The 25,249-nt window shown below is 49.8% G+C and carries 12 protein-coding genes; 1 reads left to right on the plus strand and 11 read right to left on the minus strand.

The features are described 5' to 3' along the window. Positions 1–79: 79 nt before the first annotated feature. The 5 genes from C7R93_RS19975 to rbsK form a co-directional block, all read right to left on the minus strand. Entirely contained in the window at positions 80–1,219 is a 1,140-nt protein-coding gene (locus C7R93_RS19975; RefSeq protein WP_106840457.1) for an MFS transporter, read from the minus strand. A gap of 64 nt (positions 1,220–1,283) precedes the next feature. Beyond that, positions 1,284–1,880, minus strand: coding sequence for a TetR/AcrR family transcriptional regulator (locus tag C7R93_RS19980; RefSeq protein WP_106840458.1), 597 nt, complete (start codon positions 1,878–1,880; stop codon positions 1,284–1,286). 175 nt (positions 1,881–2,055) lie between these two features. After that, complete coding sequence (locus tag C7R93_RS19985) at positions 2,056–3,291, minus strand: NADH:flavin oxidoreductase/NADH oxidase family protein (protein ID WP_106840459.1); 1,236 nt, start codon at positions 3,289–3,291, stop codon at positions 2,056–2,058. Positions 3,292–3,381: 90 nt separating this feature from the next. Beyond that, the gene (locus C7R93_RS19990; protein WP_106840460.1) at positions 3,382–3,744 is read right to left on the minus strand and encodes an ArsR/SmtB family transcription factor; all 363 of its coding nucleotides are present in this window, start codon (positions 3,742–3,744) and stop codon (positions 3,382–3,384) included. Between the two features lie 517 nt (positions 3,745–4,261). Next, complete coding sequence (rbsK, locus tag C7R93_RS19995) at positions 4,262–5,164, minus strand: ribokinase (protein ID WP_106840461.1); 903 nt, start codon at positions 5,162–5,164, stop codon at positions 4,262–4,264. 167 nt (positions 5,165–5,331) lie between these two features. On the opposite strand from rbsK, the gene nfi reads away from it, so the two are divergent. Continuing rightward, complete coding sequence (nfi, locus tag C7R93_RS20000; RefSeq protein WP_106840462.1) at positions 5,332–6,018, plus strand: deoxyribonuclease V; 687 nt, start codon at positions 5,332–5,334, stop codon at positions 6,016–6,018. Here the strand turns inward: nfi and C7R93_RS20005 are convergent. The 6 genes from C7R93_RS20005 to C7R93_RS20030 all read right to left on the minus strand — a co-directional run bounded on the left by C7R93_RS20005 (position 6,015) and on the right by C7R93_RS20030 (position 25,221). Then, positions 6,015–6,653, minus strand: a complete 639-nt coding sequence (locus C7R93_RS20005; RefSeq protein WP_106840463.1) for an immunity protein Imm33 domain-containing protein — start codon at positions 6,651–6,653, stop codon at positions 6,015–6,017. The two genes, nfi and C7R93_RS20005, sit on opposite strands and share 4 nt — an antisense overlap. 108 nt (positions 6,654–6,761) lie before the next feature. Then, entirely contained in the window at positions 6,762–7,523 is a 762-nt protein-coding gene (locus C7R93_RS20010; RefSeq protein ID WP_106840464.1) for an alpha/beta fold hydrolase, read from the minus strand. Between the two features lie 179 nt (positions 7,524–7,702). Continuing rightward, complete coding sequence (locus C7R93_RS20015) at positions 7,703–12,574, minus strand: non-ribosomal peptide synthetase (protein WP_106840465.1); 4,872 nt, start codon at positions 12,572–12,574, stop codon at positions 7,703–7,705. A gap of 12 nt (positions 12,575–12,586) precedes the next feature. Further along, a complete protein-coding gene (locus tag C7R93_RS20020; protein ID WP_106840466.1) occupies positions 12,587–14,917 on the minus strand; it encodes a bifunctional Gfo/Idh/MocA family oxidoreductase/class I SAM-dependent methyltransferase in 2,331 nt (776 codons plus the stop codon). 9 nt (positions 14,918–14,926) lie between these two features. Then, positions 14,927–16,042 carry a saccharopine dehydrogenase family protein gene (locus C7R93_RS20025; RefSeq protein WP_106840467.1) on the minus strand — a complete coding sequence of 372 codons (1,116 nt, stop codon included), beginning with the start codon at positions 16,040–16,042 and terminating at the stop codon, positions 14,927–14,929. Positions 16,043–16,149: 107 nt separating this feature from the next. Beyond that, positions 16,150–25,221 carry a non-ribosomal peptide synthetase gene (locus C7R93_RS20030; RefSeq protein ID WP_106840468.1) on the minus strand — a complete coding sequence of 3,024 codons (9,072 nt, stop codon included), beginning with the start codon at positions 25,219–25,221 and terminating at the stop codon, positions 16,150–16,152. Positions 25,222–25,249 lie beyond the last annotated feature (28 nt).

Genomic DNA, 25,249 nt, shown 5'->3' on the forward strand with positions numbered 1-25,249 from the left:
ATCTTTGACCTTTCCTGACCTTCGTTGACCTTATTATAGTTTGACCTTCTTTGACTTTCAAGAGGGATTGTATGGTTTTTTACACTTTGCTCTTTTGCAGATAGGGAACGATTGAAAGTAACCCGAAAACAGCTAAACAAGCACCTACCCACAATGGTGAAACAAGCCCATAGCCACTACTAATCCCGATCCCGCCAAATGATGAACCAATGGCAACACCCATTGTAATAAAAGAAGTATGCACAGTGTTGACCATCGTCCCACTGCCTGCGGCATTCATAACTCGTGCGATCATGGCCGGATTCATCGCTACGCCCGTCAACCCAATCAGAATAATGGACAGCACAGCGATCCATTTATTTTCGGCGCCTACGGCAAACAGAACCAATGCGGCAAGGAGTATGCTTAATCCCGTTACAAGGATTCGCATGGTAAAACGATCAGCAAGTCTGCCAATCACGATATTTCCGATCACGGTCGAGATGCCATAAAGGGCAAGCAAATACGGGATACTCGCATCCGAAAATGCCGTTACATCTGTAAGAATCGGACTAAAATAACTAAACGCTGCGAAGGTACCGCCAATGATCAACATGCTCGTTGCATACGCGGTCCAAAGGTGCGGATTTTGAAAACTGGCAAGCTCATCCTGTACGTTCACCTGGTCTTTTTGTGCGGAGGAAGGGAGCAACCCTTGAATCAAGATCCCTGATAGCAACACGACTACTGCAACAACCCAAAAGCTCATTCTCCAGCCGAAATATTGTGCAATCACGGTTGTCAGAGGGAGTCCTATGACAGTTGCAATCATTAGGCCTGCCAAAACAATCGAGGCTGCCTTTCCGCGTGAATGAGAGGGAACCAAGCTGGCTGAAATACTGACGGAGATGCCAAACGCTGCGGATGAAGCAATACCCGTTATGATACGAGCAAGCATCATTGACTCGTAATTCCAAGCCATTGCTCCTAACGCTTGACCAATAAAGAAGACGGCAACCAATGAAAGCAACGCTTGTTTTCGGCGAATATGCAAGAGAGTTGCTGTTAGGATGGGGCCTCCTATCACCATTGCTCCTGCATACGCCGTAATAAAATACCCGATGGACGGGATCGACACGTCGAAATCATCGGCAAGTTCGTTCATCATACCTGCAACCATAAATTCAGAAGTCGTCATCGCAAAAATTGCTACCGCTAACAAATAAATCATCGATGGCATGAATAAACACTCCTTATTTATTTTTGTAACGATCGGTACAAAAGTTATGCAAAAAAATAGCGCATTACGCGCCGAAGATAGATTCCATGGTGCCGTTCATGATTTGTTCAGCCAATGTCCGATTTTGTGTGGATGTATTCAACACACGGAAGCCGTAGTAACTGCTTAAAAATAGGCTAGCCAAATCCACAGCAGATCGTTTTTTGGAGATTTCGCCCGTTCGCAAGCCTTCCTCCATCACTATTTCCATAGTTTGCTTCAAAAGCTCAACATGTCTTGTGACTATTTCTTCAATCTTGGGATCGTCTTTAGCCCGTTCCAATCCCGCATTGATCAGCAAACACCCCTTTGGGTTCGTTGATTCAAAGTCTTCCACCAATGCCCACGCTAAAAAATTTTGCAACCGTTCTTTCACGGAACCCGGACTTTCTAACAATGCCCGCTGTTCACGAATCCCAGTTTCGTGATAGTGTTCCACCACTGCTAGATAAAGCTCCTGTTTACTCCCAAACGTATTGTACAAGCTTCCTTTACCTAGTCCAGTATCACTGCATAAGTCATGCGTAGAACAACCATTGTAGCCTTTTGACCAAAATGTTTTCATGGCCACATCTACGATGGAAGTATAATCAAAATCACGAGGTCTGCCGCGTTTGCTCAACGGAATCCTCCTTTCGTTTCTAACTGTTATGGAAATTTTACATATTATGTACCGTTCGGTCAACAATTTAAATGTCTGCAACTGTATACCATGCCTATAGAAAAAGCCCATTTTGAACATTGTCATTCAAAACAGGCTTGATGATAAATGATAAGGACGCTAAACAGTAAAAATATCAACCTCTTCTTTTTTGAAATACAGAAAGACCATTTGCCATCATATATTTCATTAAAGATAACCAGACACTATAATTGGGATTTGGATGTTTTGCTTTGCTCATTCTTTCTAATTGCTGTTCATACCAACCAATTTCTAGCACGGCTGCTTTCGAATCGATCCATTTCACTCCTGTCCGGATAGGTTTAATCTGTATGGTTTTATATTTACCTTGGAAAATTTGGTTAGGAAGATCTGGTACCAATGCAAATGCTTTTCCTATCCCTACCATATCTATTGCCCCACTAGCAATCGCTTCTATCATGCCTTCTTCAGAATGAAATCCTCCTGTTACTACCAGTGGAGTAGAAATGATTTTTCTTGCCTTATCAGCGTAATCTAAGAAATATGCTTCGCGTTTTTTTGTACGCTCACTGGTATTTGCTATAAACATCTTTGGATTTTCATAATTCCCTCCCGAAATTTCAATAAGATCAATTCCAACGTCGGACATTTTTTGAAGAACTTGCATCGATTCCTCTTCTGTAAACCCTCCGCGTTGAAAATCGGCAGAATTCAATTTAAGACCGATAGGAAATTTTTCACCAACTTGCTTTCGGATTTCATAATATGTTTTAATCAGAAATCTCATACGGTTATCTAGGCTTCCTCCCCATTTATCAGTACGTTGATTGTGATGAGAAGATAAAAACTGATTAATCAGATAACCGTGGGCGCCATGAATTTGAACGCCTGTAAAACCTGCTTTTTTTGCAATTCTAGCTGCATTTCCAAATCGTTTAATGATTTCTTTGATTTCAGTCTCACTAAGAGCGCGTGGATGATTAAAGAAGTTTCCAAGATTTCCTGTAAGAGGAATCGCACTTGGTGCTACTGGTTGTCTAGACACGGCTTTCGGTGACTGCTTCCCAGGATGATTTAACTGCATCCAAAGATGTGTTCCGTTTTTTGTGCCAGCTTTTGCCCATTTTTTTAGCAAGTCTAAGTTTGTTTCATCATCAACAACAACATTGCCTGGTTCACCTAATGCATTTCGATCAACCATTACATTCCCTGTCATAACAAGACCAGCTCCACCATTTGCCCATGTTTCATATAAAGTAACGAGTGACATTGTTGGATTATTATCTTCTTGTGCTAAATTTTCACTTAGTGCCGCTTTAAAAAATCGATTCTTAATGATTATTCCATTTGGTAGTTGTAATGAATTTGCCAAGATAGTCTCTTTTTTCATGTATTATTCCTCCTCAAGCATAGATCGTAATTGTTTGAAGGTTTAATAGTTTAATCTTTTTAACTAAAATCGCGTATGTTTTCCCAAGAATTAGCTTTCGTTCTTGTTTTGAAAAGGTCCATAGTTTGTCATATATGCTTCAATATGTTCAACCAAGCTTTTCAGTAGTCGAATTGTACTTTTATTTGGATCTAAATAATAATAATTCTTTGTTCCCTCACGATGAAAATTAACTACTTTTGCATCTTTTAAGATTTTCAAATGATGTGATACTGCCGGGCGAGATAAGTGAGTTCTTTGGGTGATTTCACCGACTCGCATTCCTTCCTCGCATCCTGCAGCCATTAAAGCGATAATGATAGATTGCCTTGTTTGATCTCCAATCGCCGTTAATACATCTTGACATTCTCGAAATTCTACAGCAAGTGCAGCTAGCTCTTCTATACTTTTCAAATACTCACCTCATTTTTGTTCAACAGCTTAAACCAATGAACAATTTAATCGTATCATATATTTTGACGAAAAATATATTGGTATAGAAAATCAAGACCATTACATGCTCTTCACTGATAATAATGATGTCGAATGTTATTTTGTGCAGAATGGTGGACAGTATAAGTTCAACGTCTTAAATGTTGGGATGAACGGTTCTTTTGTTCAATGGTTCGATTACGCGAACCATATTAGCATAAATTTTTCAAAATAGGTTATTGGGAAAGAAAATCGAGACCATTAGCTCCATTCAAAAAATAACCACTTTGGTGTCTCTCTATTAAAAAGTACCCATTCTCTTATCCCAAAATCCAGATAAGAAAATGGATACTAAATTAACTACTTTTGTTGGTAATTTAGCTTAATATCGAACCTTTTTAGAGAAGTTACGGTAACTCGGTTCTAGGAAACTCCAGATGAAGCATTTGGTGATTTCTCCTGCAATTTAGGGATTCCAATGCTCATGGAATCTCCCCCATTAAAAAGAGTATGCTTGTACTTCATCCAAAGTAGGCAGAGATGGTTGAGCACCGTTCCTTGTTACGACAATCGCTGCTACTTTGCTGGCGAAAGTGGCCGCTTCGGTTTCTGTCATTCCTTGCGTGATCCCAACCGCAAAAGCTGCCGTAAAGGAATCTCCTGCCGCCGTTGTATCCACTGGCTCTACGCGGAAAGCCGGGATATGGATCGTTTCATCAGCGGTTACTAAGAGAGCGCCCTTTTCCCCCAACGTCACGATGACGCGCTTTGGGCCTCCTGACAAAAGCTTTTTGGCTGCGGCCTGCACTTCATCTATCGTGGATACTGGCATTCCCGTGAGTATAGAAAGCTCTGTTTCATTTGGGGTTAAGGTATGTACATGTGATAATAGCTCGCTGGATAGCTCGCGTGCAGGTGCCGGATTTAAAATGACCAGCTTGCCGAGTCGAGCAGCCTCTTTGACTGTATGTTCCACGACGGGCATCGGGATTTCCAGTTGGAGCAATACGACGTCGCTTTCCTTTAAAATGGACTGATTGTCTGCAATATGCTCGGTGCTGACAAGCGCATTCGCTCCCGGTACGAGCACGATGTTGTTTTCCCCATCATCACTTACATTGATAAAAGCCATACCTGTCGTACCCGAGCGTTTGATCCCCTCTATGTGAACCTGCGCATCCGCAAGCCCTCCCAGCATAATCTGGCCGTTCTCATCTTCTCCTACCATTCCGATCATGGAGACATGCGCGCCCAGGCGAGAAGCCGCTACTGCCTGATTCGCTCCTTTTCCACCCGGAATCAGCTCGAAGTGATGACTTGCGATCGTTTCTCCTGCTTTGGGCAAATGATGTACATGGGTTACGAGATCCATATTGATACTTCCTACTATTGCGATTTTCACGACGAGCCCTCCTAGCTAATCTCGAACATGATGATTCCGTCGGTTACAAAATAGTGCTTTTCATCCGAGAAGTCAACGTATTTTCTAAGGGATTGCTCCTAAGACTTGGAGCGCAGCACTTCCATTAGATATAATGAACAAATCTTCTATCCTCCGGAGGTAACCAGATGGAGCCGATTATCCAACATCCTTGGAACATTGATGAGCAAGAGGCCATTAACCTACAACGACAACTAGCCCAGCAAGTGATAAAAGAAGATCAATTAACGGACGTACGCTTTATCGCCGGAGTAGACGTAGCGTATCATGCCGAGTCTGATTTGTTAGTCGCTGGTGTCGTGATCATAGACGCCACTTCCCTGCAAGTCGTCGAGTCTATCGTCATTCAAGACACCGTTGAGTTCCCGTATATTCCCGGCTTGTTCTCTTTTCGAGAGCTGCCTCCACTGGTGCGTGCATTCAAGGAGCTAAAAACAACCCCGCAGCTCGTTGTCTGCGATGGGCAAGGAATCGCTCACCCGCGAAGATTCGGACTAGCCAGTCATTTGGGCGTCCTATTTGGCATTCCTACCATTGGCTGTGGAAAAACGAGACTGCTAGGTGAATATGAAGAACCAGCGCAGGAAAGAGGCGCGTATTCCCCTTTGATCGATCAGGGTGAGGTCATCGGTGGAGTCTTGCGCACACAACCGAATATCAAACCGATATTTGTCTCGATCGGGCACGGCATCTCTTTGCCAACTGCATGCGCATGGATCACCAAGCTCTCTCCCAAATATCGTTTGCCCGAAACGACGCGGCAAGCGGATCAGCTCGTGAATAAAGTATCGGCGGAATTAAATAGTAGCCGCTAATGGAGTGTCGGCCATACATTTTCATCGTGCTCGTCCAAGACTGCTTCGATCTGATCTCCTTGGAAAACGACGATATACCCTCGAGGCAGAGCCAATACTTGCAGAAGAGACGGACGTAACTGTACCAGTTGGTAAACGTAGTATGACTCTAACTGGTCACTGTCTACTTCGCCTTCCACAGGCCCGAGATACCACCCGGAGTCACCTTTTCGAACATCTTCTGCACGCTGCAAATAGACGTGTTCTTGTTCCAATGCACCTTTTGCCACCACGATTTTATCCTGGAATAACACCGATTCCCCTTCTGCTCGCACGGTTTGCAAACAGTTGTTTTGCGCCATTTGCACAACCAAATACACAGACAGGTCGGAAGTTGTTTCGGTAAAAGGATTCGTGTCGTAGTCCGGTGCTACGATCTCCATGTACCCATCCCGTTCGAAAACCAGCAGAATAGTCCAGCCAACCTGAATTTTCGCACCGTTCTTGATGGGACCGATCTCGTCTTCTACATCGGCGAATAGGTCCAACAGAAAGTCTGCTTGCTTCACCAAAAACTCTTTGCAGGTCACGACAAAGGTTCGGTTATGAATCTGTTTGGAGCGTTGGCAGAGCCGGGACTCTTTTTCAGCTGGCATGGACCTCTTCCTTTCTCTCGTGCTCGGAATTGCTGCTGTCTTCAGGATAACACGAATAGGGGGAAAACTGGCTGACGAATGGGCAGCAGGCGCAGATTTGCGAGTAGGTTACAATGTTTTTTGCTGGATTTGTTCGACACAGTCTTTGATCGTATCAATGACGACGCTGGGCTCGGTAAATTGAGGAAAATGTCCGCTTTTTTCTGCGAGGATATGTTTGCTGTGGCTTGATAATGAAAGTAGCTCCAACTGATGCTCGATTCGTTTTTGGCGTACTTCCTCTGGCATCATCCGATTTTCTTTCCCACCTGTAATCACATAAACAGGTATGTCGGGAAAAGAATCGATGGCATGGATTTGTTCGACCGTTTTTTTTACAAAATGAACTTCATTAAATGCTTTATGGGCAGACAAGGAATCAAACATGGAGAGCATTTTGTTAATGGTTTTGACTACCTTACCTTGATATTGTTCAAGACCTACATCTTTCGGATGGCTGGATTCTAAAAAGACGACACCAGCTACTTCGTTGGGGTAACGCCGAGCATATAAATTTGCATATAATCCCCCTAATGAATGTCCGACTAGCAAGAATGGGGGTTCAAATCCTACTGTCTTTAATGCCTCTCGTAACGTTTCTACAATCGTGAGTCCATCTTGGGGGTCTTGCGGCTTATCACTACCTGAAACACCCAAACGATTATAAGAAAATACAGATGACGACTCTGAAATGTCAGGTAGTATTTTCAGCCAGCCTTCTATGGGTCCTGAACCACCGTTAATGAGGACAATATTGGGTTTGCCATTCCCGCAAATATTATATTGTATCTTTCCTCGTGAAGTACTTACTTTCAACATCTCTATTGCCAATGTACGACACCTCACTTTGTTGTGGCTGGATTTCACTGTAGTAATACGTGATGAACAAATGCGGGTTTCTATTTTTTAGAAATAATTCCAGCGTTGTGAACAAGTAGAGAAAAAAGGACAGCGGTAGACTACGGACACTATTTTTTCGTCCATGTCTACCGCTGTCTTGATTTTGAAATTTATTTGGTGTCAAACGGTACTGCCAACAGCTCTGCCAGCTTGACCGCATTCTCTCCTACCATGCAGCTGTAGTGGTTGCCAGCAATTTCTGTCACTTCCAGTTCTCCAATGCATATATCCTGCCAAAAAGCGATGGTCTCTTCGCTTGTGCTTGGCAAAAATTGAAACGGCTCGCGAGCCAGCAGGAAACGTATGTCTCCCATATAAGGCAAGGGAGTATAACGAGCTGCTTTAAAGCTCTGACCAAACACTTTGCACAAGCCCTCTGCCATTTCTACTGGCATCTGTTCTCCTGATGTTTTGCCTAGCGCTTGGACATAAGCAGTAAAGCGTTCTCTTCTATCAAACACGGATAATTTGCGGAACATCTCTCCCACCTGGTCTAGCCCCTCGTCTCCGCTGATCGTGCACGCTGAGCCTTGCGGGATGGAATCCCCGTATTTTTCTACAAGTTGCAAAATTGCCCGTGCAAAATCATGCTCATCCACTTTTCCAAAATCAGCTTGTTCCAGCGTGATGTTCAGGTTCGGAACGAACAGTGCTTCAATCAAGAGATCGTCATTCACTTCTGTCAGGATCGGAGGAATGTCAATCAAAACCAGGTCCAGAATAGGGACGCCCTGCTCCCCGAGTCTTCTCGCTACTTCAATGGCAATCAATCCGCCCAAGGAATAACCGATGAGCTGTACAGGTCGTTGCTCTCCATCACCTAAGAGGTCGATCAAGCATTCGGCATAGTCATCGGCCACGGTTTCTATCAGCGCGGACGGCTCTAGCGCGCAATAGCGCTCGCTATCGTCAATGGCGATCCCGACGATGCTTCCTGTCTGCTGGGCTTTGAGCTGTTCAATCAATGGACGAAAACTGTCCATTGTCCCCAAAACGGCATGGAACACAACCCGCAGCGGCCCAGATTCGTCACCGCCATAGGGAATCAGCACGGCATTGCTCGATTTGTTGCGTTTTTTCGGCAACGCGACTTCCTCACTCTGCTGCATCTCCTGATTGCGCTCGTGTATGAACCCAGCCAGTGCTTCCACAGTCGGGAAGTTAAGCATTTGTCGGAGCAAGACATCAAACGGGATGGCAGCGTGCGTCGAGTCCTCCGCCAGCTTGTCGCGCAGCTTTCCAGCTACCTGCGCCATGATGAGGGAATCTGCTCCATACTCATAAAAGCTGTGTGTTCGACCGATTCTCGAGACTCCCAATGCTTCTGCCCAGATGTGAGCAAGCTGTGCTTCCAACGGATCTGATTCAGCCGCCTCTGTAGCGTCCATACCAGCCTGTTGCCCGAACGACGATGCAGGTCGCCATTTTGCCAGTTCGCGGCGATCGATTTTTCCATTTCCAGTAAGCGGCAACGCATCTACGACTTGCAAGTGGGCAGGCAACATATAGGCAGGCAGGTGTAGGGAAAGGAATTTTTCCAGCTCTGCGGCACTGACTTTCACCCTATCTAGCTTCACGCGATGGACAAGCAGATGATTTTCTCCATCCTTTTGCAACACGAATGCAAGACTGTCTTCTTCCTTCTGCCACTCACTTATCCATGACGCCTCTGTCCAATTTGCAAGAATGAGCCACCCACCCGGGCAAATCAACTCTTTCAGCTTGCTCATGTCGGAGCTTTCTATATCTCCCGCAGCTAACACCACGTCGAACGAGTTCGGTGCCAGTCCTTGTGCCCGATACTCTTCTTCTACGATATCCATTCTAATATACTCTGCATCATAGCCTTCCAACGCTTGTGGGACTTCCTCTGTCAACGCCCCGTTCACTCCGCCAACTTGCAATATCCGAAGAGGCTTGCTCATATGTTGTCGCGCAATCTGTTGCAAAAGCATGGCAATGCGTTGATTGACCTCCATGCCCGTTTCTTCGCCGATCTCATTTACGAGCATCGTGAATTCCGCTCTTTCCGCTTCAAGGTCAAGGTCTATCTTGCGGGCGCACTCCACAATCCCCAACAAAACAGGCTCGTCACTCGCTCCATCCAGAACGACACCAGCTGCGGCTACAGCAGGGTGTTTGAGCAGGGCCGATTCAATTTCACCTAGCTCGATCCGATGACCTCTGATTTTGACCTGATTGTCTTCGCGGCCGATAAACTCGATTTCACCACCCGGTGTGTAGCGGCCCAAATCACCGGTTCGGTAAAGTCTCTCTCCATCGGCAGGGTGGGAGAAGAACCTTTCCTCTGTGAGTCTTTGATCTCCTACATAGCCCTTTGCCAAGCCAGCTCCGGTAATATACAGATCCCCGATCACCCACACCGGGCAATCGCGCATCTGCGAATCGAGGACGCGGAAGCCTTGATTGGCGAGCGGTCGACCATACGGAATACTGCTCCAGTCGGCTTCCAGCCCTTTGTACTGATGGTAATTCGACCAGATCGATGCTTCCGTGGCACCACCGAGACTGATAATCTCTGCGGCAGGCAGATGTTTTTGCATCCGATCAGGCAGCGTCAGCGGAATCCAGTCACCGGAAAGCAAGGACAGTCGCAAGCTATCTACTTTGACAGTTGGCGTGGAATCCAAATACGTGATCAGCATCTGCATCAGGGCCGGCACGGAATTCCACACGGTGATGTCATGCCTGGCTATCAGCTCTGACCAATGGGACGGATCCGTTTGGCGGTCGGGATGAGGATACACGATAGCACCACCCACAGAGAGCGTGGCAAAAATATCGTAGACAGATAAGTCAAAGCTCAGCTGCGCAAGACCAAGCACGCGGTCATTTTCCGTAATCGCAAAACGACGAAGCATGTCCTCGATCGTATTTGCCGCTGCACGGTGGCTGATGACGACCCCTTTGGGCTGTCCCGTAGAGCCAGACGTATAGATGATGTACGCAGGCAAATCCGGGTTTAGGTCAGGCAGGATCAACGGTTCATGCTGCGGGCTTACTTGATCCACTGCAATCGTTTGAATGGAGTCGGACCATTGCAACTGGTTGGCAGATACCGTCAAGGCATAGCGGATGTCTGCCTGTTCCATCATGGCTTGTCGACGCATCTCGGGTTGCTTCGGATCAATGGGCACATAGACAGCTCCGGCAAACAATGTACCGAGTACGGCTGTGACTTGATGTGCGCCTTTTTCCATCACGATGGCGACGCGGTCTTGCTCGCGGCAACCCAGCTCTTTCAGCTTCCCTGCAACTGCGGCAGCTCGTTTGACCAACTCCGCATACGTGAGCTGTCCTTCACTATCAATCACGGCTGGACGATCTGGCGTCGTCATTGCTTGCGCTACGATTGGCTGATGCAAGGCGTACCCTGGTATAGCATCGGTGGTCGCATTCACCTGCTGACGCTCTTCCCGCTGCCAGTCTGGCAACGCAATTTCGTCAGCTCCCTCCCACATCTGCTCGCTTTCCGCCAAAGAATGCAGTAATTTGGCAAAAGCATCAAACATGTCATCAACGATATGCGGTGGAAAGACGCCCTCTCGCACATCCCAGTTCACTTGCAATCCTGCCTGGCTGTCCATGGCTTGGCAATCAATGAAAACCTGCGGCGTTTGACTGATTCCGTGCCCCGCAATTTTACCCTGTAGCTTACCGCCTTCCGCTGGTTCCACTAACCCAATCGCGCTCGTAAATACGATGGGCATCAGAGCAGCTTCACGCCCGCGCCTGCGCGCTAACTCACGCATGACCTCAACGCCTGAAAACAAACGGTGATCCAAATCTTCAAACAACTGTCTTTGAATGGTTTTCGCCCGCCCCTGAAAAGAACGCTCCAGTCCCCAATCAACTGCAAGCAAATTGACGGATGTGAAATCCCCTACAATCTCATGGACTCGCTCATGCAGCGGCTGTCTGTTCAACAACGTCAAATTCAGGCAAAACGCACGATTTCGGCTCCAGCGCTCGATCACAGCAGCAAAGGCTGTCATCACGGCGGAGGTTGGCGTCAATCCTCGCTGCTGGGCACGCTGCTTGAATGCATCCCACGAAGTGTTATCTAACCGAATAAAGCGACGGCGAAAGCGTGCGTTTTCATCCTGGGTCTGCTGTCTCGCCATTGGCAGGTCTGGAGCCTGTGGTAATGCATCGATCCGTTGCTGCCAGTAGGCTTTGTCTCTGCTATACGCCGTGGTCTCTCTGAGGCTGCGCTCGGCGTATACGTAATCGCGAAACGTAATCGGCAGCTCAGGCAATGTTTTTTCCGGTTCTTTGTAAAGGGCCTCAAACTCACCCAGCAAGAGCCAAATACTCGCCCAATCCGCGATGAGAAATTCCATCGATACATGGAGCACGGCTCTGTCGCTCGTTTTCGTCAAGCCGATATCAAACAACGGCCATTTGGCTGTATCATACACGCGATGTCCCATCGTTTCGCGTATGTCATCGAGCCTTCTTCCTGCCTCCTGCTCATCCATGCAACTTGTATCCGTATATGTAATCGTCAAATGCGGAACATTCTCCAGGATGCGCTGCTGACCATTCTGATCGATGGTTGCTCGCAGCATGTCATGTCTTGCAATGAGCCGATTCCACGCATCCTCCGCCCGTTTCAGATCAAGCTCGGGATAGTCCAGTTCCATGTAGATATGGCACGCCACGCCACCATAGCCAAACAGCTCGTACCGCCCCAGCAAATAGGCAGACTGCACATCTGTCAGGGGAAAAGGCACAAATCGCGCTGCTGGATCTGGTACTACCGTCACTGGTTGGGATTCGGCTCGCAAAAGTGCGAGAACGTCTGCTTTCTGTTCTTTTAACGCCTGTAAATCGTCGGCTGCAAGTGTTCCTCTTGGGGCTTTGTAACGCAAGCTCCCATTTTCCTCCCATAAAAAAATTCCATCTCTGCGTAGGCGCATCAAGAGCTCGATACTATTCGTCTTGAGGTTTTGGGACATATGCACACACTCCTATTTAATGAGCTTGGCCGCTTCGTATTCGTTTGGGGAAAGCTGCTGACTGACGCCAACATCGATGTTGTTCTTGATGAGGAACAGCTTTTGTCCAAGTGGTGCCAATGAGTGAGTCTTCTCTGGCAAGACTGCAAGCTCCTTAACGCCTGCCCGCTGAAACACATCGAGCCACTGCTGGACAGTCATGAAGGTCGATTGCGTATTTTTCCGGTCATCTACAGGTGGAGTCATCATGAAAGCCTGGGAGATGAGCATTTCTACGAATTCTCGTGTTGGCTCGGTAATAATCATCCAGCCTCCCGGTGCAAGGGTCTTCAACAGCCCTTGGATGACTTCATCCGTGTCCCGCGCGTTGTTCAACATGCCTGCTGCAATCACGATATCGAAGCTGCCTTCTGTGAGACCTTGTGCAAACAAATTTTTGTCGATATCAACCACCTGATATTTCATCCATAAGCAATCTTTGTACCGTTCACGTGCGGACGATAAGAAAAAGTGGGAAACATCTGTGTACACATACTCCACATTCAGTCCTTTGGAAACAGACGCCTTCAGGCGGTCCACAACTACATCACTAGTCGCACCAGTCCCAGCGCCTACCTCCAGGATACGAAGCGAATTTGTAGTAGACGCGATCCGCGCTACGGCTTCTGCGACCGACTTGTTCAAATAACGCGCTATAAGGGTGTCCCGATAAAGCGCATTGGCAACATTCATGCGCCCCTCAGGAAATAGCAGCAAAGCAGCTTGCTGGGTATCATCCATCAGCTGTGACAGCCGATCCGCATTGTCCTTGAGATAGTCCATGACGAGCGGTGAGCCCAGCTTGCCATTCCAAGCGTTTTTGGCTAAATCCCACCGTCGTTCTACTTCCTCTCGCGTCATCTGAATGCCGCATTGATACTCCCCAGCGGCAAACTTCAGGTAGCCACGATCCGTCAATATGTGCAGCCAGCGCCTGATAACTGGCTGATGACGTTCTGCTACGCTTGCAGCAGTGAAAATGTCTGACGCCGTATAGGATTGTTGTTCAACAGTCAGTGCTCCTTGGGATTGCAACGCAAGCAGCATGGAGGCCACCGCTGCTGCATCCAGGCGTTCAATGCACGTATTTACCTGTTGGGCATCTATCCCTTTTAGCTCACTCTCGGCAGGCGCTGTGCATGCAAAGACATCGTTGTTTTCCGCCAAAGTCGCTTCATTGGGTGATGCTGTGTCGTCAAGTTCGTCGACCGGAATGCTCCAGGCTATTTGATCGAGAGACGCTAATGACAGCGGCTCATGGCTGCCATTCGAGCGCAGCACGGGATATCCCAATGCCTGCGTCCATTCTTGCCACTGTCGTGAGCACAATAGCTCCTGCTGCGCACGTGTTTCCATTGCAGCCTTATCGACCTGCCCCATGATCATCTCCCGCATGATGAATAAATCGCGGCCGATAGCTCGCGGCCACTGCTTCGTGAGAATATCCCGATAGGTCGGCGTCTCTTGCGGCCCCAGAATGTGTGTACTATTTTCCAGCATGTGTACTGGTGGGGACACTGTCAGCTCACCGTGAATGTCGGGAATATCTGGTACGTGCAGACGTGGATGCCACACGACGGGACCATGCGTGTCTGTAAGCGACAAACTCCCGCCGGCCACACCAATCGTCACTCGATGGAGCAGATGTAGATGGTTGTCTGGATCTTCCGGATCGACTTCATTGTGGGCGCGCAGCGTGATCGGAATTTTGCCCAGCTGTCCGATCAACACTTGAAACGGCCCCTCATCCTTGATGACATGACTGATTTTCCACGGACGAATAGAAGGGAGGGCTTCCTGCAAAATATGCATGAGCGGGAAAGACACCTGTGTAGCGCATGCAGCATCGATGTACAAGGCAGGCTGCACAGCCAGCATCGTACGAGCGCAAGCAATAAAGCGGCGAACAGCAGGCAAATGTACGTAGAGATCGCCCGTCATAAAATGAACACCGTTCTGCTTGGCGTGCTTTAGGCACAGCGCCAAATCTTTGTGGTGGATCGGCTCCTCCGAAATGACGTGAATGCCCTTTGCAAGCAGTTGAATCGATAGCTCTGTTCCATGACCGCCCATCACGGTGGAACGCAATACGACGCAAGCCAAATCAATATCTGGAGGTAATTGATTCACATCGGTGTACAGCGGGATGCCATTTCGCTCTGCGCATTGACGCGAGCGTTCACTTCCTTTTGCCAGTAACCCTACCAGTTCGAACTGCTCAGGCAATGCCTTAACCGCTTCCAAGTAGAACTGTCCAAAGCGGGAACCGCATACCACAGTACGCAACTTACGATTCTTTGTCATACGTCACCCCTACTTCATTTCCGTGATGGAATGCATAAGTTCAACCTGCTGCTCGCGAAGCGCATCAATCAAACGTGTCGCCGATACGCCTTCTGCCACGAAAAAGCAGCCTGTTTTGCTGTTGTGATCTTCCGCGATCAAGTGGGCCACCGTGGCCGCGATGATGCCAGATATCCGATTCCAGTCGCTCGGGTACAGAAGAGTGGAGAAGACCCGAACTTTTTTGCCGTCACGCTTTCCGGTCGCATGCAGGTGGAACATTGTAAAATCTTTCACGCCTGGCTTCTTCGCCTCAAACTGTTCCAGCAGCAGCTTGGCTGACGCTCTTTTTTGTTCCTCGGTCTTGTATTGCTGCATGGCCTTGATCATCACAAATTGATTCAGGATGGCATTGCTTTGATAGCTGTTGTAAAAATAAGCGGATTCGATTTGATGCTGCTTGGTCATAAGGCCAAATTCCTTGGTCACTACCGGATAGGTATCGCGTTTGCCAGCGGGATTTGGAAACGTGTAGTTGCGATGGAACGGCCCGTCTATTTTTTTGACTTCGCCTTGCTTGAAGTAAGACATTCCCCACCCGGTATCTTCTTCAATGCTGCAGACGATGTCATATGCCGCATTGAGTGAGAACCCGCCCTGTCCTGCAAAAAAGACTTCGAGCAAATCGATTTCGTCCAAATCATTTTCAGCGACGTAAGCTGGGAAGACTTCCGACAGTCCCGGGTAAACTCCAGCAGAGATGATAAACAACAGTCCCTTTTCCTCAATTTCCTGCTTTCGTGCGAGCAATTGTTGATACAGATGCTCATCTCCGGACACATCTACGTAATGAACCTCATGCTTGAGGCATGCGACAGCAACTTTATCAACGATTTGCTTGGAGGGCCCTGCACAATTGATGACGAGATCGACTCGACCGCAAAAGTCATGCAGTTCCTCCTCGTTGAATACATCCACCTGCTGGCATTCCAGCCTACCGTCCGTCCCAGTAAAAAGCTCGCTTAGCTTTTCAGGATTTCTGCCACCCAGCAAAATCGGATAGTTCGTCCTAGACAGAATCGTTTGAAAGGCTGCATGGCCTACAACACCAGTCGCTCCCAAAATGCCAATCTTTTTGATATCCAATGTTCTCTCCCTCCTAGCCTGCTCCCCGCTTTTTTCTACCAAGAGAAGGCGGGGCTGCGCCTGCCACCGAGTCGCAGCCCACCTACTCATCTGCGGTTTTTCTTTATTTAAATGGTACCCTCGTCAAAATCCGCTGCGAGATCCTCCGTTGCCTGTGTGCTCGTCTTGATCAGCTCAGCTAGGGTGCAAATCGTGGAAGCTTCAAACAAGCTTTGCAGAGACAAATCAATCTGGTATCTCTCTCTCAAAAGATTGAGGCATTGGATCGCGCGCAATGAGTCTCCACCCCGTGCAAAAAAGCTATCGTGGATGCCGATTTCCCCTACACCAAGCACCTCTTCCCAGACGCTTGCGAGCTTGACTTCGAGCTCGTTGGAAGGTGCTACATGCGTCTTTTTCGGCATGCTTGCCTTTCTTTTGCCAAGCTTTGTGATTGCTTTTCGATCTACTTTTCCATTGGCAGATAGAGGCAGTTCATCTAGCAGCACGTACTCGCTTGGCACCATGTAGTCAGGCAAGCTATTCCGCAGGGCTTCGGACAACTTTTCTGGCTGGAACAAACGAACTACTTCCGGTGCTTGCGCCACAATCAGATGGCGATCGAACGCCTCTGCGGCCTGACCTTTATCCGGAATGGCAAGGACGTTGGTGAAGCCTTGTTTTTCCAAGCACGCTCGCCATTGCTCTACTGTAAACAGCGGAAGATGATTGGCTTTGCGCTCATCCTCCAGATGGCTAAACCCATCCTCGAAGAAGCCGACAGTGGTTAGCAGCAGACGACTGTTGCGAGTCGACTCAACCAGGAACAGAAGTCCCCCAGGTGCGAGCAGCCCTTTCAAGTTCGCAAGGGTTTTCCCTATATCACGAGCGCGATGCAGCGTATTGTCCGCAACAATGACGTCAAACGAATGCGGCTCATAGCCTTGCGCAAGCGGTGCTACGTTCATGTCAAGCTGACCGTATTCCAGCGGGGCCTGCTCTCCCCACTCCTTCTTTGCCCTGTCGGTAAAAAAGGAAGATTCGTCGACGTACAAATAACGACTGCGTTCTGCTGGCAAGGTGGACACCAGCGTTTGCGTCAAGCTTCCGGCTCTCGTGCCAAGCTCTAGCACCCGCAGTGTCTTGTCAGACGGATGGTGGTTTACGATGCTGCCAAGCACCGTCCCGGCAAGACTTTTGTAAAACTCCCGCGTCAGGTCAAATCGGCTCAATCCCGCAGGTGTTAAGAAGGCATCTTCTGCTAGAAATAGCTCCAGCGGATCGAGCTCACCGGTTAACAGACCAATAAACAACGGATAGTCGCGACGGAAGACAGCTTCGAGCTCTCGTGCTGATTCCGTACGAAGCGAAGGAGCTGACAGAACCTCATCCGGCACACCTTCATGCAAGGAACGCAGACTTATGTACGTACCCGCAGCGTGTTTTTCCAGCAAGCCCTCTTCTACTAGCACTTCCAGCCAATGCGCAAGCAAGGTCTGATAACGCGGATGAATCTGAAAACGATTCATGAGCTCCGTGATCGAAGCGCTGTCTCCTACTTGCGAGAACATTCCCATATGCACAAGCGTGTGGCACATGTAGGCGGTGCTTACACGGTCAGCCTCCATCAGGAATTGTGTGACGGCTTCCAAATCGACACTCGTCGCGGGAATGGTATCGGCCTGCGCGTGACCCATGCTGTTGATTGCCTGCCAACGAGCAGCACTTGCAGCGGGATCGGCTTGCTCTGTTTCGAATAACGTGGAATCCTTTTGGCGATCCAGCACCACATACCCGACCAAGCGCTTTTCATCCACTCCATCATCTGGCACAGCCACGACAACGTCTTTGAGCCCGTCATGACGCTTCAGTGCCGTCTCGATCTCGCCCAGCTCAATCCGATGCCCTCTGATTTTCACCTGGAAATCTTCCCGACCGAGAAACTCCAGCGTGCCATCTGGTAAGTAACGGCCCAAATCCCCCGTGCGGTACAGTCGTTCTCCTGTCCGCGGATGCGTGATGAATTTCTCATTCGTCTTGTTTTCATCTCTCCAATAGCCTTTGGCGAGCCCAATGCCACTTATTAATAGCTGTCCCGGCACCCAAATAGGGCAATCCCCCATCGATTCGTTCAGCACATGGTAGCGCTGGTTGATCATCGGGCGACCGTACGGAATGCTTTTCCAGCTAGGATCGATGTCTTCGATAGCGAAAAAGTTTGACCAGATTGAGGCCTCTGTTGCTCCACCCAAACCGATCACCTGAACGTGAGGGAAAAACGACTTGATTTTGTCAGGCAAATCCAGTGGAATCCAATCACCGCTCAGCAAGACGAGACGCAACGAATGCGGCAAGTGAAGGTTTCTCCCCACGGCGTATTCGATCAGCATCTGCATCAGCGCCGGAACTGTGTTCCACACCGTCACCTGCTCAGCTTCCAGCCACTCTAGCCAGTGTGCAGGGTCTTTGGTTTTATCAGCATCCGGCATGACGATTGTTCCACCCGCGGCAAGCATGCCGAAAATGTCATAGACCGACAAATCGAAATTCAGATTGGACAAGGCGAGCACACGATCTTGTGGCCCCACTGCAAATCGTTGGTTGATATCTTCAATCGTGTTGACCGCGCCTCGATGGTCGATCATAACTCCTTTTGGCAGGCCCGTTGACCCGGATGTATAGATGACATAGGCCAAATCCTCCAGCTGCCCGGCACCTGGTACTACTGCATTCACCGTGCTTGCCTCATCCCTTGTCGTCATCTGATCCACAATCAGCCGCTCCACATCCGCAGGCCAGCCCAATCGCTCATCCAACCAAGACTGCGTCAGCACGATTTGTACTTGCCCATCATGCAAAAGCTGAGAACGTCGTTCCTCTGGGTGCAGCGGATCGATCGGCAGATAAGCCGCCCCGGATTTCATAATCCCGAGCGTGGCTACGACCTGCTCCCAGCCCTTTTCCATTACAACAGCGACCAACGTATTCGGTTGGACTCCTTGCGAACGCAGCCTCTTCGCGATTTGGTCAGCAGCGTCTGCAAGCTCCCCATAAGTCAACGTCCGCTGCGTGGAGACCACGGCAGGTTGATCCGTTTGGCATGCAGCTTGTTTGGCAAATAGTCCGACGAGAGTTTCTGTGGATACAGGCGCTGTCGTATCATTTGCGGCAATTCTTTCTTCCAGTCGTGGGACAGCGATCAGACTAGGTGCTGACTCTTGCCAGACCGCTTCCTCTTCTGTCAGTCGATGCAGCAGTTCGCAATAAGCCGTAAACATGTCGGCAAGGAGTCCTTCTGGGAACAGTCCTTCTACGGCATCCCAGATCAACAGCAGTTCTCCGTCTTGCTCAACCACCTGATGGTCCAGCCATACCTGCGGCGTCTGCGTGATGTTGTAGACGAGCTTGCCCAGCCATTTTCCATCGGAGTCAGACCCACTCCATTGCTCCACACCCAAGGCGCTCGTAAAGACGATCGGCATGGCAACACCGTTGTGCTCCCCTGTTTGCTTCGCCAATTCACGCTGGACTTGAACCCCGCCCACATAAGGATGGTCCAAATCGCGCCATAGCTGCTGCTGCAAATTCCTACCTCGTTCCAATATCGTCACGCCAGCGGACAGCTCGACTGCCAGCAAGGTCAACGTAGTGAAGTCCCCCACGATTTCGTTAACCTGCTCATGCAACGGCAGTCGATTGAATTGCGTCAGGTTGATCGTAAAACGCGAACTCTTGCTCCATGCACCGAGGGTTTCGGCATACGCTGTCAGCAAAATCCCGGAAGGCGTCAGACCGACCTCTGCTGTCCGCTTTTTGAGTCGCTGCCACGCTTGGCGATTGAGTCTGGCTTCTAAACGATGGAAGCGCTGCTCAGTAATCGTGTCAGGATTTTTCGCCAAAGGCAGCTGTGGCGCAGGCGGCAAATCTGGCAGGCGGGACATCCAATAGTCCAGATCGCGTTGGTATAGCTCGGTTGATTTCAGCTCTTCTTGCGCCAGGACATAATCGCGGAAGCTCAGGTCCAGTGGCGCCAAAGACGCGTCTGGCTCATGATACAGCCTCGTCCACTCGCTCAAGAGGTGGAACATGCTCCACCCGTCAAAAATCAGGTTGTCAAAGCTGATATGCAGGCGAACCCGTTCCTCTCCAAAGCGGGAGGCGCGCACGTCAAACAACGGCCACACATCCGTAGACAATACCTGATGGGACATTTCTTTCCGAATCGCTTGCAGCTCGGACTCAGCTTCTTCAGCCGATTGGTTCCGCAAATCCGTGACCTCGATCCGGTAAGCAGGAACCTGCTCCAAAATCTGCTGACGCCAGCCATCCGGCAAAATCACGACCCGCATCATTTCATGGTGGTCAATTAATCGTTGCCAAGCCAGGTTGATCCGCTCCAGGTCCAATTGCTGCCCTTCGATTTCGAAATAGCAATGCGTGGAGACATGCCCCAAGGCGTAAACACCACTGCGCCCGACCCAGTAGGCTTGCTGGATATCTGTTAGCGGGAACGGCTGATGCCTGTCTTGTGGTGCTAGTACAATTGCGGGCAAGCCTGACGCTGTTTCTGTTTGTTCCAATAGCGTCTGCACATGCTGGGCAAGTCCGGTAATCGTCGGCTTTTCAAAAATGCGCCCTAACGACAGCTCTACTGCAAGCTTGCTACGAACCATCGCACTGAGTCTGGTTGCCAATAGCGAATCTCCGCCGAGCTCGAAATAGTTGTCTGTGACCCCTACCCGTTCCACTTCAAACAGCTGGCACCAAATAGCCGCGAGTGCTGTTTCGATCGGTGTCGTTGGAGCTGTATACCCTTTTTCTGCTTTGGCCTTCATCAGGCTGTCAGGAGTCGGCAGGGCTTGCCGATCTACCTTGCCGTTTGCAGAAAGTGGCAGTTCGTTCAACAAAAGAAAAGCGGTCGGAACCATGTAATCAGGCAGCTTTTGACTCAAGAAGCCGGATAGTTGTGCAGCGTTGAAGCGCTTGGCTTGTAGTGGCGCATGCGCAACCAGTACATGCTGACCCAAATCGTTCTGTTCCGGGAAAGCTGCCATTTGTGCGAAGGATTGCTGCTGCAAGGCTTGCTGCCATGCTTCCACCGACAACAAGGGGCGCTGTTCATTCCGCCGCTCGTCTTCGAAATGCGTAAAGCCATCTTCGAGAAATGCCGTGCTGATTTGCTGCAATCGGCTGTTGCGCGTCATCTCCAGCAAAATCAGCATGCCTCCCGGAGCCAAAAGGCTTTGTACATGCGAGAGGGCCACACCGATGTTTTTCGCACGATGCAGGGAATCAGAGGCGATTACAACGTCGAACTGATGTGCTTCAAAGCCTTGCGATTGTGGACTTTGATCGATATCCAGCAGCTGATAGTGCACAAACGGATACGCCCGGAATCTCGCTTTTGCTGCCTTCGTAAAGAAAGTCGAGGTGTCTGTGCATGTAAAATGTGCTGCATCTGCCGGGAGCGCAGCCAGCAATGATTCCGTCAGCGTCAGGCTCCTCGCACCAATTTCCAGAACACGTATCGGTTCAGACCTTTCTCCCAAACGATGTACAAGACTTTCAACCATCGCCAGTGCTGCACTGTCTCGATGCTTTGCACCAGGAAGTGTCTGCATCAGATCATTCGGAGTCAGACTTAATTCCTCCGAGAAGAAATGGGCTAACGGATCAAGCTCACTACGCAAAAGCGCAACACTCTTGTCATTGACTTGCTCCAAGTAACGCACAAGAGCTTGTGCTTGTTGTTCCCATGCAGGCGATACTTGAGAGACTTGCGACTTTTCCAGCCATTCAGTCAGGCTCGCCTGCGTGATGCTATAAACATCCGATTTGTCTTTACGGACAAAACCTTCGTCCTCCAATGATTGAAGCCACTGTCTGACCAGCCCGCGATAACGTTCTTGAATCCTGCAGCTCTGCATCAAATCATCGAGAGAGTATGTGGCGTGTGGTTCAAAATTCACTCCCGCCATCTCCAATGCGCGGTAGATGAATCGAACGGCAAGTTGCTCCTTATACGCCCAAAACGATGAGAAATCTTCAGGTTTGATGCTTGCAAAATGCTCCGACAAGGTCTGCACACGCCCCGTCTCCAGAACATCTGCCCACAGTTCTTCGCTCTTTTTCGGTTCTGCCTCTACACGATCAAACAGCGCTGATTCACTTTCCCGTTCAGGCACCACATACCCAACCAGCTGCCTATTCTCGCGGGGATCACCTACTGCTGTCACAACTGCATCACGAATCCCCGGATGCTGCTTCATAGCCGATTCGATTTCACCCAGCTCGATGCGATGCCCCCTAATTTTCACCTGGAAGTCCTTGCGCCCGAGAAATTCAATGGTCCCATCCTGCCAGTAGCGTCCGAGATCACCAGTCCGATACCAGCGTGAACCGTTCCAGTTGACAAAGCGCTCTGCGGTCAGCGCAGGATCACCCCGATAGCCTACTGCCACACCTGCTCCGCCAATCCACAATTCCCCCTCTACCCAATCAGGGCAATCACGTCCATGGGCATCGACAACCCGATAAGCCTGATTCGCGAGCGGTCGACCGTACGGAATCGATGTCCAATGAGCGGGCAAGGGCAACGTAACATCAAAAAAGTTGGACCAGATCGATGCTTCTGTCGCTCCCCCCATCGCCACAAGCTGGCTGTTCGGTGCGAGCTGGTTCAGGCGTTGCGGCAAATCGAGACCGATCCAGTCCCCGGAAAGCATCGCCAGCCGAAGTGGTAAACTCTCGTACAGTCCGCTCTCCGCAGCGATCAAGAGCATATCGAGCAGCACAGGCACAGAGTTCCACAGCGTCACCTGATGCTGGTCGACCAATCTCGCCCAATGAGCTGCATCCCGTCGCAACTCTTCGCCAATGAGTACAATCGAACCGCCTACACTGAGCAATCCGAACAGGTCATAAACAGACAGGTCAAAATCAAGCGAGGAAACCGCCAAAATCCGATCCGTTTGCCCAATTCCATAGCGTCTGTTTATTTCTGAAATGGTGTTCCACGCCCCGGAATGACTGATTTCTACCCCTTTTGGTTCACCCGTAGAGCCAGAAGTAAAGATGATGTAGGCAAGACTGTCAAAAGAAATCGGCACGGGTTCAGCCAGCGGTGAGACATTCAACGCATCCGTAACGGACAGAACAACAGCATCTTCCGGCCACACAAGCGTCTGCACCAGCTCCGTATCCGTAAGCACATAGCGAATCCCCGCTTTTTGATGAATGCGCTCACGCCTTGTAGAAGGCTGCCCAATTCCGACTGGGACGTAGCATGCTCCTCGTGCCACGATACCGAGAACCGCCGCCACTTGATCGATTCCGCGCGGTAGGCTGACTGCCACAGGGTCTCCTGCTTCAACACCTTGCTTTTGGAGATACGCTGCAATCTGCAGTGCGTACTGCGCTAACTCGCCATACGAATAAGTAGCGGAAGCATGACTATCGATTAGGGCCATCTCTTGCGGATTCTCTCTTGCATAGGCAAAAAATGCGCTGTGCAAGCATTGACTCTGTTGCGATTGGGAAGCGTCTACAGCCTGATCATTCCTCTTCTGTTCCAAACCGGGAAGCAGCACGGATGTAGCTTGCCAGTCATTGTCCTCCATCGCCAAGGAATCCATCAGCTGGCAAAAGGCGCCGAACATTTGGTCAATCATCCCGTCAGGAAACAGCTCATCAACCGCATCCCACGCCAGCAGGAGTCCTCCGTCCATTTCATACGACTGGAAATCGAGCCATACTTGCGGCGTTTGCGAGATCATGTAAGAGAGCTTGCCCAATGTGTCTCGGCATTCGTCATTGATCAGCGGCGTACCCAAATTGCACGCGAACACCACCGGGGCAAAATCCCGCTCTCCCCGACGGACACGCGCTAGGTCGCGCTGTAGCTGTACCCCGGAATAAGCGGCATGTGCCACATCTTGATGAAATTGCGATTGTACAGATTGCACACGCGAAAGAAAAGAGGATGGCTCCCGCATGTCAACTGCTAGCAGTAGCAGATTGGTAAAATCGGCAACGACGTCTTCGATTCCCGCGTCTCCGGTTTGGCGATCGAATAACGGAATGTTGATGAGAAACTGCGACTGGGTGCTCCAACGATCCAGTACCTCTGCATAAGCCGCTAACAGTACCATCGCTGGAGTGACGCGATGTGCTGCGGATCGTTTTTGCAAAATGGCCCAATCGGCTGCCTTCATGAAATGCGTTCGTCGTGTAAAAACAGGCGACTTGATCATTTCCGGCTTTTCTTTCAGGGGCAAGCCTGGCGCTCCCGGCAATGTGGAAAGGCGCTCCTGCCAATAGCGGGCTGCTTCCTGTCTGTCCTGTGCCCGGCGTTGTGCCTCTTGCTCCAGATAATGGGCAAAGCTCCAATTGGTCGGGGCAGCAGGCTGGATGTCTCGTGCATAAGCTGCCGCCAAATCGCGTAATACGATGTGCAGACTCTGTACGTCAGCGACCAGCAAATCCAGATCAAAATGGATGCGGGTACGGCCTTCTGGCAACAAGCTCAGCTCCAAGCCGGCTACTTCTCCCGCTTCCACCGCCAGACGACGATGAGACAGCCGATCTCGTATACGGTCTAGCTCCCTTGCCAATTCGTCCTCAGAAAAAGACCGCAGATCATGGATCGGTACACCAGTGGCCATCGGGACACTCATCACCTCTTGCTGTCCATCCGCCAAAAATCTGGCTCGAAGCATCGGATGATGCATCAGCAGCTTGCCCCACGCTGTTTCCAATCGATCCGGCTCCACGCCCGCACCATCGATTTCCAAGTACGCGTGGCACCCGACTCCTCCGAGAGGCTGATCATCCTGGCGTCCAATCCAGTAAGCGTATTGCACATCGGTGAGCGGGAAGGGTACATTCACCTCTACTTCCACATCTGCTTTCCTTTCGTCCACACGTGGAAGCGAGGCGCTGCTTTTTTGCAGCAACGCCTGCCAATCACGCAAGGTAGGAGCACCGACCAACTCGGCAAATGTAACCTTCACGCCTTCCTTGCGCCATTTGTTGGCCATCCTCATCATTTGCAAGGAATCCAGCCCCAGCTCGATCAGGTTTTGATCATCGGAAAACGCGACAGGCGCGGGTAGCAGCGCCTGAATTTGCCTCTTCATCTCCTCATAGCTCAAGGAAGCGGCGGGACTTGCAATCTGACTGTCATTGAGCATTTTGGACATCCTCGTTCCCTCCTCTCTCGTGCAAGCC

Origin of the sequence: Brevibacillus fortis, from assembly GCF_003013395.1 — a bacterium.
Lineage (GTDB): Bacteria > Bacillota > Bacilli > Brevibacillales > Brevibacillaceae > Brevibacillus > Brevibacillus fortis.

What these genes read in the sequence shown, in the direction of transcription:
- C7R93_RS19975 (WP_106840457.1), bottom strand. Translation starts at nt 1,219, where the DNA reads ATGCCATCGATGATTTATTTGTTAGCGGTAGCAATTTTTGCGATGACG.
- C7R93_RS19985 (WP_106840459.1), bottom strand. Translation starts at nt 3,291, where the DNA reads ATGAAAAAAGAGACTATCTTGGCAAATTCATTACAACTACCAAATGGA.
- nfi (WP_106840462.1), top strand. Translation starts at nt 5,332, where the DNA reads ATGGAGCCGATTATCCAACATCCTTGGAACATTGATGAGCAAGAGGCC.
- C7R93_RS20005 (WP_106840463.1), bottom strand. Translation starts at nt 6,653, where the DNA reads ATGCCAGCTGAAAAAGAGTCCCGGCTCTGCCAACGCTCCAAACAGATT.
- C7R93_RS20015 (WP_106840465.1), bottom strand. Translation starts at nt 12,574, where the DNA reads ATGTCCCAAAACCTCAAGACGAATAGTATCGAGCTCTTGATGCGCCTA.
- C7R93_RS20020 (WP_106840466.1), bottom strand. Translation starts at nt 14,917, where the DNA reads ATGACAAAGAATCGTAAGTTGCGTACTGTGGTATGCGGTTCCCGCTTT.
- C7R93_RS20030 (WP_106840468.1), bottom strand. Translation starts at nt 25,221, where the DNA reads ATGTCCAAAATGCTCAATGACAGTCAGATTGCAAGTCCCGCCGCTTCC.